This window comes from Kineococcus endophyticus, from assembly GCF_040796495.1.
GTDB classification, from domain to species: domain Bacteria; phylum Actinomycetota; class Actinomycetes; order Actinomycetales; family Kineococcaceae; genus Kineococcus; species Kineococcus endophyticus.
The window spans coordinates 105,373-118,566 of sequence record NZ_JBFNQN010000006.1 but is presented as its reverse complement, the minus strand read 5'-3'; the positions used below and the strand labels follow the sequence as shown (position 1 = coordinate 118,566).

Here is a 13,194-nt window from a genome sequence, read left to right as displayed (position 1 = left end):
ACCCTCAGCGCCGCAACCGCTCGACCAGTCCGGTGATCCGGGCGGCGATGTCGTCGCGGACGAGTCGCATCCGTTCGAGGCCCTCGACGCCGCGCGCGGACGGTTCGTCGGTCTCCCAGACCTCGACGGGGGTGTCACCGAGGGGTTCCACGTGGGCCTCCGCACCGAGCACGACGACGAGGTCGGCGGACCGGACGTCGTCCTCGGTGAGCTGGCGCGGCACCTCCGCCGTGACGTCGACGCCGACCTCGAGCAGCGATTCCACCGACTGCGCGTTCAGCGTGGTGCCGGCCGCGGTTCCGGCCGAGGACACGGCGACGTCGAGTCCGGCCTCGGCGAACGCCCGCCGCGCCAGTCCGGCCGCCATCTGCGACTTGCCCCCGTTCCGGACGCAGACGAAGAGGACGTGGCGGACCCCGCGCGCGGCTCGCGCCCGCTCCTTGATCGCCGTGATCACCTCCGTCTTGGCGTCCGCGTAGTCGTTCGTGTCCTCCCACCGGCGTGCGACGAGGTCGCGCTTGACCGACTCGTAGAGCCTCCGGTCGGACTCGTCGCGCCGCAGGTGGTCGCGCAGCAGCAGGTACTCCTCGACCGCCCGGTCGCCGCGGCCGTAGACGTGCACGTGGACGTCCCGCTCCGGGGTGCGGACCAGCCGGTGCCCGGGTTCGCGCACGCGCAGCACGTACCCGGCGGCCAGGAGCGGGTCGAGGTAGTCCTCCTCGGCCGTGACGTCGTCGACGACCACGACGAGGTCGACGACGGGTTTCGCGGCGAGGCCGGGCACCGACGTCGACCCGATGTGCTCGACGTCCACGTCCTGCCCCGCCAGGGCGGCCAGGATGCGCGCGCGGTGCTCGCGGAACGCCTCCGCCCAGCGGGGGTCGTGCTCGGCGAGGGTGACGGTCAGCGGTTCGGGACCACCGACGAGGTCCAGCCCGGTGACGTCCGGACGGCGAGGGGGACGGGTGCTCACGGCTCCAGGGTCCCGCGGGCCGGCGTCAGCGGCCGCCGGAGACGTCGAGCGTGGTGCCCGTGACGTAGGAGGCGGCGTCCGACAGCAACCAGACGACGGCCTCGGCCACCTCGTCGGCCTCGCCGCCGCGCCCCATCGGGACGGTCTTCTGCAGTCGCTCGACGCGTCCGGGCTCACCCGAGGAGGCGTGGATGTCGGTGCGGATCAACCCCGGCCGGACGCCGACGACGCGGATCCCGTCGGCCGCGACCTCCTGCGCGAGCCCGACCGTGAGGGTGTCGACCGCGGCCTTGGAGGCGGCGTAGTCGACGTACTCCCCCGGGCTGCCGAGGACCGCGGCGCGGCTGGAGACGTTGACGATCGTCCCGCCGCCGGCCTCCGTCAGGTGCTTGACGGCCTCACGGGCGCAGAGGAACGCCCCCACGACGTTGACGTCGAGCAGCCGGCGGATCCGGTCGACGTCCAGGTCGACGACCCTCGACTGCGGTGCGGTGATCCCCGCGTTGTTCACCAGTCCCGTCACCGGGCCCAGGCCCTGCGCGGCGGAGAACAGGCGCTTGACGTCGGACTCGACGGACACGTCCGCCTGGACGGCGATCGAGGGCGAGCCCAGGTCAGCCGCCGTCGCCGCGACGACGTCCGCGGCCTCCTGGTGGGTGGAGTAGCTGAAGCAGGTCGGCACGCCCCGCGCGGCGAGCGCGAGGACCACCGCCGCCCCGATGCCGCGACTACCACCGGTGACGACGACGGTTCCCTTCACAGACGCACCGTAGCGAACGCTCAGTCCACGAAGACCTCGGCGGTCCACAGGTGCAGCAGCGCGTACCCGCGCCAGGGGCGCCACGTCTCGGCCCGGGCCAGCGCCTCGCGCGCGGTGGTCCGGCCGAGGGCGCGGCGCAGCACGAGGTCGGAGGGCAGGAACGCGTCGTCGTCGCCGAGGACGCGCAGCGCCACGTAGTCCGCGGTCCACGGGCCGATGCCCGGCAGGGCGAGGAGTTCGGCGTGCGCGGTCACCGGGTCCACGGCGGCGACGTTGTCCAGGTCCAGACCGTCCGCGAGGGTCTGCGCCAGGACGTGCAGCGTGCGGGCCCGCGCCCCCGTCACCCCGGTGACGGCGCGGATCGCGTCCGGTCCGGCCGCGGCGAGGACGTCCGGGCGGGGGAAGGCCCGCAGGGCGTCCACGGACTCGCCGTAGGCGGCGACGAGCCGACCGGCGAACGTGCGCGCGGCGGCGAGGGAGACCTGCTGGCCCAGGACCGTGAGGAGCGCCGTCTCCGCCCCCGACACCGCGCGGGGCACGCGCAGCCCGGGGTTGGCCGCGACGAGCGGCGCCAGCAGCGGGTCCTGCGCCAGGTGCCGTTCGGCCTCCTCCTGGTGGCCGTCGAGGTCGAGCCAGCGCCGCACCACCGGCGCCACCTCCTCCGCGTGCGGCCCGTCGAGCACCACGACGTCGCACCGCTCCTGCGTCCCGAGGTCGACGGACGCCTCGACGGGACCGTGGCTGGTCCAGAACACCCGCCGGTGCACCCCGTCGACGTGGGTCTCGGCGCCCGGCAGGGCGTGCGCGAGGAGGAACCGCCGCAGCGGCTCGGCGGCCAGGCCACCGGGGACGGGGAGTTTCACGGGTGCTCCGGGTCGAAGACGGGCGGATCGGCAGGGGCCAGCGCGGAGTCGTCGTCGCGGAACGTGCGGATCCGTCCGACGGGGGTGTGCGGGCCCTCGAACCGTACGGTGACGCGCCCCGCCCCCGATCCCTGGACCCAGCCGGGCCCGAACTCCTCGTGCCGCACGTCCTGTCCCGGTCGCCACCCCGGAGCCGCGGGCGGGCCGTAGGGCTGCGGCGACTCCAGCGGTTCCTCCTCCGCCGGGGCCCCGTCGGCCTCCGGTTCCACCGCGTCCTCCAGGTCCGCCAGCAGGTCGGCCTGGCTGAACTCGCTCAACCCCGACACCCCCACCCCGAGGAGCCGGACGCCGTCCGCGACGTCGACGGTGTCCAGGAGTTCGGTGGCGTTCTGGACGATCTCGCGCGCCGAACTCGTCGCGTGCGCCAGGGTGCGCGAGCGGTTCAGCGTCGAGAAGTCGTACCGGCGCACCTTGACCGTCACCGTCCGACCCGACAACCCGGCCGCGGCGAGCCGCGCCGCCACGCGGTCGGCCATGCGCCGCAGTCGTTCCGCGAGGTCCCGCCGGTCGGTGAGGTCGACGGCGAACGTCTCCTCCGCCGAGACGGACTTCGCCTCGCGCTCGGCCACCACCGGCCGCGGGTCGATCCCGCGCGCGAAGGCCAGCAGGGCCGTGCCGTGCGCCTTGCCCAGCATCCGGACGAGTTCCCCCTCGTCCGCGGCCGCCAGTGCACCGATCGTCTTCAACCCCGCCCGGACCAGCCGGTCCCCCGTGACGGCGCCGACACCCGGGATCGTCCGCACGCTCATCGGCGCCAGCAGGTCCTCCTGCTCCGCGGGCGGCACGACCACGAGCGCATCGGGTTTGCGCAGGTCCGAGGCGATCTTGGCCACGAGCTTGCTGGCTCCGGCACCCACCGACACGGTCAGCCCGGTCCTGGCCCGCACGGCCGCCCGGAAGTCCTCGGCGATGGCGGTGACCGCGGCGACGTCGAGGTCGGGGTGCGCCGCGGAGAGGTCGACGAACGCCTCGTCCAGCGACAGCGGCTCCACGAGCGGCGACAGCTCGTGGGCCAGTTCCATGACCTGGCGGGAGACCTCCCGGTAGGCCTCGAACCGGCCCCCGAGGTAGGCGGCGTTCGGGCACAACCGCCGGGCCCGGGCCGTCGGCATCGCCGAGCCGATCCCGAACGCGCGGGCCTCGTAGCTCGCCGTGGACACCACACCGCGCCCACCGGTCCCGCCGACGACGACCGGTTTCCCCCGCAGCGACGGCTTGTCCCGCTGCTCGACGGCGGCGAAGAACGCGTCGAGGTCGAGGTGCACGACCCCGGGCACGGACGGGTCGGTCACGACCGGCACCCCTGCACGGTTACGCTCCCCCGGTGCTGGACCTGGCGACGACGGACCTCATCCCCCTGTACCTGGCGGCCCTCGTCATCGGGTTCTCCAAGACGTCGATCGGCGGCGCCGGCACGATCGCCGTCGCGATCTTCGCCGCCGTCCTGCCCGCCAAGGAGTCCACGGGGATCATCCTGCCCCTGCTCATCCTCGGCGACCTCTTCGCCATCTCCATCTACCGCCGGCACGCCGACTGGGGCCTGCTGGTCCGGCTCTTCCCCTACGTCGCGGTCGGCGTCGTCGCGGGCGCGGGTTTCGTCCGGGTCGTGGACGACACGTTCATGCGCCGGTCCATCGGCGTCCTGCTCGTGCTCCTCGTCGCGATCCACGTGTGGCGCCAGCGCCGGTTGCGCAAGAACACCGACGTCGTGCCGATGTCGCCGAGCCGGCGCCGGTGGGCGTCGCTGGGGTTCGGGTTCCTCGCGGGGTTCACGACGATGGTCGCCAACGCCGGCGGCGCCCCCATGTCGATCTACCTGTTCACGATGGGCCTGGGCGTCATGTCGTTCCTCGGCACCGGCGCCTGGTTCTTCTTCATCGTCAACTGCTTCAAGGTGCCGTTCAGCGTCGGGCTCGGCCTCATCAGCGTGGACTCGCTCTGGCTGGACCTGCGGCTCGCCCCGGCCGTCGTCCTGGGTGCGCTCATCGGGTGGTGGGTCGCCAAGCGGATGGACATCAAGACGTTCGAGAAGTGGGTGCTGGGCTTGTCCGTCGTCTCGGGGTTGAACCTGCTGCGCTGAACCCGCCGCGCCGAACCCTCTGCACTGGGGCGCTCGATCCGGCAGGCTGGGCCGGTGATCCGGCTGCGGCGGCAGGACGTGGGGACGTGGCGGCTCGTGGCCCAGCGGGTCGTGCCGGTCCTGCCGGACGCGACCGCCGTCGTCACGCACCTCGCCGCCCTGCAGGCGCAGGACCTGCGCGCCGCGGCGACGGCCGTGGCCCTGCGCACGCGGGCCGGCGCAGGGGCCGGTGAGAACACGAGCCTCGCCGACGCCCTGGACGCCGGGACCGTGGTCCGCTCCTGGCCGATGCGCGGAACCCTGCACCTGCTGCGCGCGAGCGACCTGCGCTGGGTGCTCGCGCTGTGCGCGACCCGGACGATCACCGCCACCCGCCGCCGGCGCGAGCAACTGGCCATCACCGACGCCGACCTCGACGTCGCCCGCGCGACCGTCCGCACGCACTGCCCGCCGACGGGCTCGACCCGCGCCGACCTGCTGGCCGCCTTCGAGGCCGCGGGGCAGGGCACCGGCGGGGGACGCGGCTACCACCTGCTGCACCACCTGGCCCTCACGGCCGACCTCTGCCTCGGCCCGCTCGCCGGTCGCGAGCAACTGTTCGTGCCCCTGGACCCGTGGGTCCCACCGGGCGACGTCCCGCCGGACCCGCTGGCGGAGTGGACGCGACGGCACCTGCGCTCGCACGGGCCGACGACGGCGACCGACGTCGCGTTCTGGACCGGTCTGCCGCTGGGCACCGTCCGCCGCGGGTTCGAGGCGGTCCGCGCCGAGTTCGAGGCCGTCGAGGTCGAAGGGGTCGAGCACCTCGTCGACCCCGCGCTGCCCGACCTCGTCGCGGCCCACCGCGGCGCCGCCCGGGGCGTCCACCTGCTGCCCGGGTTCGACGAGTTCCTGCTCGGCTACGCCGACCGGTCCGCGGTGCTGGCCCTCGATCACGCCAGCCGCGTCGCCCCCGGCGGGAACGGGGTGTTCCGCGGAACGGTCGTCGTCGGCGGCCGGGTGGTCGGAACGTGGACGCGTGCCGGCGACGGGGTCGCCGTCGAGGAGTTCGAGGAGTTCTCCGCCGCCCGCCGCACCGCGCTCGCACGGCGCTCCCGGACGTTGCCGTCGGGGTGGCTGGACCAGCGGGGCTGAGCCGGGGACGGAGCGTCGACCGGCCGGGGGCGTGGTCGAGATCGCCGTCCGGCCGTTCTCCTCCGCCGGGACACGGGTGCGACCTACCCTGGGAGTCCGGGTCCGGTCCGTGTCCCGTGCACACCCCGAGAAGGACTCCCGTGCCCGTTCCGTTCCCCCGTCACGCCCGCTCCGTCGCCGCGACGGCCGCTCTGGTCCTCCTCCTCGGGGCCTCCCCCGGCACGGCGGAGGCCGCACCCGGTTTCGTGCCGGACGCCGCCGGGTCCCGCCTCGGCGGCGCCGACCGCTTCGAGACCGCCGCCCTGACGGCGCTGGACGCCTTCCCCGAAGGAGCCCGGACCGTCGTCCTGGCCAACGGGTGGCGCAACGTCGACGCGCTCACGGGGACCTACCTCGCCGGGCTCGTGGACGGTCCCGTCCTGCTCACCGACCGCGACGTCGTGCCCACTGCCACGCTCGCCGCGCTGCACGCCCTCGGCACCGAGGACGTCGTCGTCCTCGGCGACGAGAACTCCGTCGGACCCCGCGCCCTGGACCAGCTCTCCGGGGAAGGGTTCGACGTCGGCGACGTCCTCGCCGGCGAGGACCGCTACGACACCGCCGCCCAGGTCTACGAGTCGGGCCCGGACGACGGCGAGACCGTCTACCTCGCCCGCGGCGACTTCCCCGCCGGTCAGGTCGCGGCCGACGCCCTCGCGGCCGGACCCTTCGCCTACCAGGGCCGGGCAGTGCTGCTCACCGCCGCCGACGCCCTGCCCGACGTCGTGGCCGAGGCCCTCCTGGACGGTCAGCCGCGCAGCGTGGTGTTCCTCGGACGCGGCATCTCCCAGGACGTCCGGGACGAAGTCCGCGACCTGCTGCCGAACAGCTACCAGGAGACGGTCGGCGGTCGCGACCGCACCGAGACGGCCGCGCTCCTGGCCCGGTCCGGGACCACGTTCACCATGGGCGCGACAAGCAACGTGGCCCTGGCCAACGGGTACACCGTCGACGCCCTCGGCGCCGGCGTGTGGGCCGGGCGGCGCAAGGCCCCCCTGCTGCTCACCGCCGGAACCGGCGCCCTGGGCATCGGGACGGAGAGCTACCTCCGGGACTGGGGCTCGGCGATGACCTCCGGGACGGTCTTCGGCTCGGTGGCGAGCGTGCCGGACGCGCTCGCGGTCCGCGCTCGCGAGCTCGCCCGGGGCACCGCACCGGAGCTGCGCCCGGTCACGGCCGTCGACGTGGCCACCGGGCACCTCGCCCTCGGGCGCTACTCGCCCGTGGGGGACGACCGGGACGCCTACTGGGTCGTCGACGGCGAGCACGTGCCGTACGCGCGGTTCCTCGCCGCCGCCCGGGTCGGTGACGCCGTCCTGGTCCGGTCGAACACCCCCCGGTGGGAGGGGTACACCCTCACCCTCGTCCACCGGACGCCGCAGGACTGGACGTCGGGCCCCGTCACCCCCACCGCCTCCGGGTTCGCCGTGCTCGACCCCGAGACGGCGGTCGCCCTCCGCGACGTCCCGGCGGCCGACCTGGTCCCGACCGCCATCTACACCGTCGACGGCGTCGCCGCGACACGGGCCGACTTCCTCGCCGACCTCAGCACCGGCGACACCGTCGTCCTGGGCCCCGGCGCGGTGCCCTCGTCCTACGCCCTCACCAACGGGTCCCTCGAGGGCCAGGTCCTCGACGTCACGGCCGACTCCGTGCTCCTCGACACCCGCGGCGGAAGGTTCCACCTCCCCCGCCCCACCGCGCAGACGCAGGTGTCGGTCGACGGAGCACGGTCGACGCTCTCGGCCTTCGACCGCGACCTGTCCGTGGAGGACTGGATCGTCGACGCCGCCACCCGCCAGGGCCGCACCACGGTGCTGCGGAACATCCCGCCGAAGGAGGTCTACGGCGACTTCCACTCCGGGACCCTCCTGACGCAGGCACCGGGTCCCGGCGAACCGTCGAGCGCGTTCTTGCAGGTGGACCTGCGCGACGGCGGACCCCCGGCCGTGCTCGAGGTCCCCTGGGACTGCGACGTCCAGGTCAACGGCCGGCCGAGCACCGCGGCCGCGGCGAACACGCGGCTGGGCTACGGCGTGTTCGTCCGTCTGCAGAGGGCCGACGCCGCCACCGGCACGCGTTGCGGGTTCGCGGTTTCGTGACCGCCCGGGTCACCGGAGTGCGGCAGCGTGGTGCTCCAGCGCGAGCCCGAGCCAGAACTCCACCCGGTCGTCCGAGGCGGGGACGCTGAGCCAGGACGGGCCCGTGTCCCGGCCCGCGCCCATCTCGGCGCGGACCGCTCCCTCTCGCGCCACGAGGTCCGCCGACCGCTCCGGGTCGACCTTCACCAGCAGGCTGCCGTCGCCGCGGACGCTGACGACCATCCGGTCGTCCACCATGACCGAGGTCCCGCCGAACATGCGGCGCTCGCGGACGTCCCTGCCCGCCAGCAGTCCCGCACCCGCTCCAGCGCCGTCACGACCGGATCCTCAGAGCCACTTCTCGACGAGGTGGTCGGCGCGGATGTGCCGGATGGTGCCGGAGCGGGCCCGCAGCGCGATCGACTCCGTGCGGATGACCGGGCCGAGCCGGCGCACGCCGCCCACGAGGTTCCCGTCCGTCACGCCCGTCGCGACGAAGAAGGTGTTGTCGCCCTTGACGAGTTCGTCGGCGGTGTAGACGTGGTCGAACTTCAACCCGGCGTCGGTTCCGTGCTGGCGCTCGTCGTCGGTCTTGGGGGCGAGGCGGGCCTGGATGAGCCCACCCAGGGCCTTGATGGCGCACGCCGTGGCGACGCCCTCGGGGCTGCCGCCGACGCCGACGCACATGTCGAGACGACCCTCGTAGGAGGCGGCGTCGATGCCGCCGGCGACGTCGCCGTCGAGGAGGAGCCGGGTCCCGGCCCCGGCCGCGCGGATGTCGGCGATGAGCTGCTCGTGGCGCGGACGGTCGAGGACACCGACGGAGATCTCCGCGACGTCCTTGCCCTTGGCCTTGGCCAGCGCACGGATGTTCTCGCCGATCGGCTGGCGCAGGTCGACGACGCCGACGCCCTCGGGGCCGGTGACGATCTTCTCCATGTAGAACACCGTGTGGGCGTCGAGCATGGCGCCGCGGTCCGCCGCGGCGATCATCGAGATGGCGTTCCGCCGCCCGAGCGCGGTGAGGGAGGTCCCGTCGATGGGGTCGACGGCGATGTCGCAGGCCGGGCCGTTCCCGGTGCCGACCTCCTCGCCGTTGAACAGCATGGGCGCCTCGTCCTTCTCGCCCTCGCCGATGACCACGACGCCGGCGAAGTCGACGGTGCCGAGGAACTCACGCATCGCGTCGACGGCGGCGCCGTCCGCACCGTTCTTGTCACCGCGGCCGATGAACGGCGTCGCGCGGATCGCCGCGGCCTCCGTCGCCCGGACGAGTTCGAGGGCCAGGTTCCGGTCGGGCGTGGTGCGCAGGCTGCTCATGGCAGCCATCATGCCCGTCCCGGCCCCCGGCCCGAACCGGTGACGCAGGACGACTCAGAAGCGGAAGCCCGCCACGAGGTCGCTGAGCCGGCCCGCCGCCCGGGAGACCTCGTCCGCCGTCGCGGCGGTCTGCGCTGCGCTGTCGGTGGTCTGGCCCGCCGCGTGGGCGATGCCGCTGATGTTGGCGGCGATCTCCTGCGACCCGGTCGAGACTTCCGTCACGTTGCGGACCATCTCGCTGGTCGTGGCCGACTGCTGCTCCACGGCGGCGGCGATGGTGGCCTGCAGGCCGTCGATCTGGGCGATGACGTCGGCGATCTGCGCGATGACCCCGGTCGCGGCACCGGCGTCGGCCTGCGTGGCGTTGACCTTGGCGACGATCTCCTCCGTCGCGCGGGCGGTCTGCTGCGCGAGTTCCTTGACCTCACCGGCGACGACGGCGAACCCCTTGCCGGCGTCCCCGGCGCGGGCGGCCTCGATGGTCGCGTTCAGGGCCAACAGGTTCGTCTGCTCGGCGATGGAGGTGATGAGCTTGACGACGTCGCCGATCTCGCGGCTGGAGGCCCCGAGGCGCTCGATCGTCTCGCCGGCGTCCCGCGCGGCGGCCACGGCGGTCGCCGCCGTCTCCGACGCCTGCGCGGTCGATGTCGCGATCTCGCGGATCGCCGAGGTCATCTCCTCGCCGGCCGCCGCGACGGTGCCGATGTTCGCGCTGATCTCCTCGGTGGCCGCGGAGACGACCTGCGACTGCGAGGCGGATTCCGCAGCGCCGGAGGACAACTGCGAGGCCACGCCGGTGAGCTGCCGGGAGGAGGAGGTGAGGGCGCCGGCGGTGGACGTGACGTCCCGCAGCAGCGTCGTCAAGGTGTCCATCGAGTCGTTCGTGGCCGCGGCCAGCCGCCCGACCTCGTCCCGGCCGGGGTTCGGGACGCGGCGGTCCAGCCGGCCCTGCGCCAGGCCCTCGACCACCTCGAGCGTCTGGGCCAGCGGGCGGGAGATCGACCGCGCGATGGACAGCGCGAGCACGACGGCCAGGGCCACGGCGAAGGCGGCGACGACGAGGAGCGCGACGAGGTTGCGGTGGTAGTCCCGCCCGCCCTGGGCGGCCATGGCGGTCGCGGCGGCGGACTCCGCCGTCGTCAGGTCCACGAGCGCGGCCTTCGTCTGCTGCGCGGCCGGCGCGATCTTCTGCGCACCGAGGGCGGCCGCGGCGGCCTGGCCGGAGGACGTGCCGACCGAGATGAACTCCTGCACGGCAGCGCGGTACGTCGCCAGCCCCGTCGTGTAGGCGGACTGCTGGGCGGCCGTGGCCGAGGGCGCGGTGCCCTGGTAGGTCGTCCACGCCTGGTCGAGCGCGGCCTGGTCGGCGTCGAGTGTGGACAGCGCCGCCGTGACGTCGGCGCCGGGCAGGGAGGCGCGCAGCAGGTCCTCGCGGACGGTGCCGAAGGACGTCTCCAGGTGGCCGGCCGCCGCGACGGAGGCGACCCCCGAGGCGGAGAGGCTGTCGAGGTTGTCCTGCGCGGCCCGCAGCTTGAGCGCGGCGAAGCCGGTGGTGAACACCAGCAGGAGCACGACGACGCCGAACCCGGCGACGAGCTTGGTGGACACGCGCAGATCACGCAGACGAGCCGACATGGACGACCTCGAACCTCCCCAGGGGACCCCGCGCTTCGAGGACCCGCGGTTTCATCGACGCAACGGTCGGAGCCCTGAACGTTTCACCGGTGGAGTGACGCGGGCCACAGGCCTCCACCGGCTGCCGCCGTCACCACTCCGCCACCCCTCACCGCCGCACGAACGCGGCCGCCTCCCGCTGCGCGCTGTCGGAAACGCGATCAGCACCTCCGAACACCGCCAGCGTGCTGACGCGACCGGGTCCGGTCGTCAGCGATCGCAGTGCTGACGTCGTCGACGGGGCCAGGTGTTCGGTGGGCGTGAGCAGCAGGGGCCCCGCGAGGACACCCATCGCGGCCGCCCCCACGAGTGCGTCGGGCCAGTTCTCCCCTGTGGCCAGTCCGACCGGTGTTTCCGTGACCGGATCGCCCGTCTCCGGGGCGAAGGCGGAGGCGAGAACCGCGGACGTCTCGTAGCGGTCAGCGCCCACGACCGCGTTGCCGATCGCGTTCTCGTACGCCCGGTCCGGGATGTCGTTCTCCACGGCCTCGGCCGCGGCACCGCCCACGGGGACCGTGCGAGAACCCGAGGGATCGTGTTCGGCGAGGAACCGCGCCGTGCGCTCGGGAAGGTGGTCGCCGTCGGTCAGGAGGACCTGTCCCCCGGTGCGTGCAGCCAGGGCGGACACCGCCAGACCGTCCGGGTAGTTCCAGCCGTTGACGAGGAAGACGGGGGTGGTCTCGTCGGCCCCACCCCACCACTCGACCCGATCCGCGATCTGCGCGGCGGTGTCGAACCTGTCGGACCCGGCGAGCCGTTCCGTGTCCCTGAAGGGCCGCAGGCGGTAGACGTCCTCGTCGATGGTGATGGGGACGGCCCGGCTGTCACCGAGCACGTAGACGCGCGGGGACCGGGTCAGGACACGGTCCAGTTCAGCCCGCAGTTCCGGTGTGAGGTGGTCGCCGGACGTCAGGAACAGGGGCGCCGACAACGTGGAGGCGAGGCGTGCGCCGGCGAGGGAGTCGGCGTAGCTGTCGGCCCGGGCGAGCACCACGGACGTCGCCGTGTGGTCGAAGGGCGCCAAGCGCCGGGAGGCCAGCACCGCGGTCTGCACACGGTCGGGCCCTGCCAGCCGGTGGGTGCCCGGGTCGAGGGGAACCCCGTAGGCCGGTTGGTCGGGTGTCACGGTCAGCACCTGCCTCGCCTCCCGGTCGGAGATGGCGAGGGTCCCGTCGCCGCGGACGGCCAACCCGGTCGGCTGCCCCAGCGGGCTGTCGACCGCGTCGCCCGGCACGGGCGTGCCGTGGGTGCGGCCGGCGACGAGGGTCCAGGCGCCGGCCGAGTCCCGCGAGGTCACGGTGTGCCCGTCGGCGACGTAGAGCGTCCCGTCCACGCCGACGGCGATGGCGGTGGGCGCGTCGACCGGGTGGTCGCTGCCGGGCCCGGCCAGCACGGTCTTCGTGCCGTCGGCGGCCAGGCGCACGACGGCGTTCCCGTCGATGACGTGGAGGGCGTCGTCGGGTCCGACGGCGACCGCCCGGGGGTTCGTGAGGGGAACGGCGGTGCCCGTACCGGCGACCAACCGCAGGAGTCCTGTCGCGGGGTCGATGGCCACCAGGGATCCAGCGCTGGGGTCGGTGGCGTAGACGGTCCCGCGACTGTCGGTCGCGACGGCGTTGGCGTGCAGCGGCGACGCGGACGCGGGCCCCGGCACGGGGATCCCGGGCGCTCGACCGGTCCCGGCGAGGAGGCTGGAACCGTCGTTCCCTCCGAGCAGGTATCCCATGACGGGGTCCGTGGCGTAGACGGTGAAGGCGTCGTTGGTCCGGTGGGTGTGGGACACCGCGACACCCGTGGCGACGAAGTCCGTCGTCCCCTGGGGGAAGACCTGCCACCACGCCCCGAAACCGACCGAGCCCAGGAGGTCTTGCAGGGCGGTCCCCGGCCGCACCCCGGCGGCGTCCTGCCACACCACGCTGCCGACCCACCGATCGGCGATGGCGAACTCTCCGGTGCCGACGCCGGGAGCCTCCCCGACGGCCACTGCCATCGGCCCGGCCAGGTTCGTCGCCAAACGCCCGAAGCCCGTGCTGGGCACGCTCGGGTCGCCCCCCGTGCCGGCGAGGACCGCGAGCCGGGCCGGCCCCGGCTCCCAGGCTGCGGCGGCGCTGGAGGCACCGACGACCGGGGACAGCAGGGACGTCAGCAGACCGACGAGGGCCAGACGAGGCAGGTGACGGATGTGACCTGTGGGGCGGATGCGCACGAGC

Annotated in this window: 11 protein-coding genes and 1 pseudogene; 3 read left to right on the top strand and 9 right to left on the bottom strand. The window is 74.2% G+C overall.

Annotated elements, in window-relative coordinates:
* Positions 1–4 precede the first annotated feature (4 nt).
* The 5 genes and pseudogenes from AB1207_RS09940 to AB1207_RS09920 form a co-directional block, all read right to left on the bottom strand.
* Positions 5–367 (bottom strand): arsenate-mycothiol transferase ArsC, encoded by a 363-nt coding sequence (locus AB1207_RS09940; protein WP_367638244.1) that lies wholly within the window; start codon positions 365–367, stop codon positions 5–7.
* A 51-nt stretch (positions 368–418) separates the two neighbouring features.
* A pseudogene (locus tag AB1207_RS09935) lies at positions 419–973 on the bottom strand (GrpB family protein); the annotation flags it as partial.
* 25 nt (positions 974–998) lie between these two features.
* A complete protein-coding gene (locus tag AB1207_RS09930; protein WP_367637981.1) occupies positions 999–1,733 on the bottom strand; it encodes an SDR family oxidoreductase in 735 nt (244 codons plus the stop codon).
* A gap of 20 nt (positions 1,734–1,753) precedes the next feature.
* Complete coding sequence (locus AB1207_RS09925) at positions 1,754–2,596, bottom strand: AlkA N-terminal domain-containing protein (protein WP_367637979.1); 843 nt, start codon at positions 2,594–2,596, stop codon at positions 1,754–1,756.
* The gene (locus tag AB1207_RS09920; RefSeq protein WP_367637977.1) at positions 2,593–3,948 is read right to left on the bottom strand and encodes a DNA polymerase IV; all 1,356 of its coding nucleotides are present in this window, start codon (positions 3,946–3,948) and stop codon (positions 2,593–2,595) included. The genes AB1207_RS09925 and AB1207_RS09920 overlap by 4 nt, the downstream gene beginning before the upstream one ends.
* 32 nt (positions 3,949–3,980) lie before the next feature.
* On the opposite strand from AB1207_RS09920, the gene AB1207_RS09915 reads away from it, so the two are divergent.
* From AB1207_RS09915 to AB1207_RS09905, 3 genes are all read left to right on the top strand, one after another.
* Entirely contained in the window at positions 3,981–4,736 is a 756-nt protein-coding gene (locus AB1207_RS09915) for a sulfite exporter TauE/SafE family protein (RefSeq protein ID WP_367637976.1), read from the top strand.
* 54 nt (positions 4,737–4,790) lie between these two features.
* Positions 4,791–5,870 carry a DNA glycosylase AlkZ-like family protein gene (locus tag AB1207_RS09910; protein ID WP_367637975.1) on the top strand — a complete coding sequence of 360 codons (1,080 nt, stop codon included), beginning with the start codon at positions 4,791–4,793 and terminating at the stop codon, positions 5,868–5,870.
* Between the two features lie 140 nt (positions 5,871–6,010).
* Entirely contained in the window at positions 6,011–8,011 is a 2,001-nt protein-coding gene (locus tag AB1207_RS09905) for a cell wall-binding repeat-containing protein (protein ID WP_367637974.1), read from the top strand.
* Between the two features lie 9 nt (positions 8,012–8,020).
* On the opposite strand, the gene AB1207_RS09900 is transcribed toward AB1207_RS09905, so the two are convergent.
* The 4 genes from AB1207_RS09900 to AB1207_RS09885 all read right to left on the bottom strand — a co-directional run bounded on the left by AB1207_RS09900 (position 8,021) and on the right by AB1207_RS09885 (position 13,190).
* Entirely contained in the window at positions 8,021–8,299 is a 279-nt protein-coding gene (locus tag AB1207_RS09900; RefSeq protein WP_437178910.1) for a TfoX/Sxy family protein, read from the bottom strand.
* Positions 8,300–8,338: 39 nt separating this feature from the next.
* On the bottom strand, positions 8,339–9,310 hold the full coding sequence (glpX, locus tag AB1207_RS09895; protein WP_367637971.1) for a class II fructose-bisphosphatase: 972 nt from the start codon (positions 9,308–9,310) through the stop codon (positions 8,339–8,341).
* 54 nt (positions 9,311–9,364) lie between these two features.
* Positions 9,365–10,918, bottom strand: coding sequence for a methyl-accepting chemotaxis protein (locus AB1207_RS09890; protein ID WP_367637969.1), 1,554 nt, complete (start codon positions 10,916–10,918; stop codon positions 9,365–9,367).
* A gap of 175 nt (positions 10,919–11,093) precedes the next feature.
* Complete coding sequence (locus AB1207_RS09885) at positions 11,094–13,190, bottom strand: cell wall-binding repeat-containing protein (RefSeq protein WP_367637968.1); 2,097 nt, start codon at positions 13,188–13,190, stop codon at positions 11,094–11,096.
* Positions 13,191–13,194: the final 4 nt, after the last annotated feature.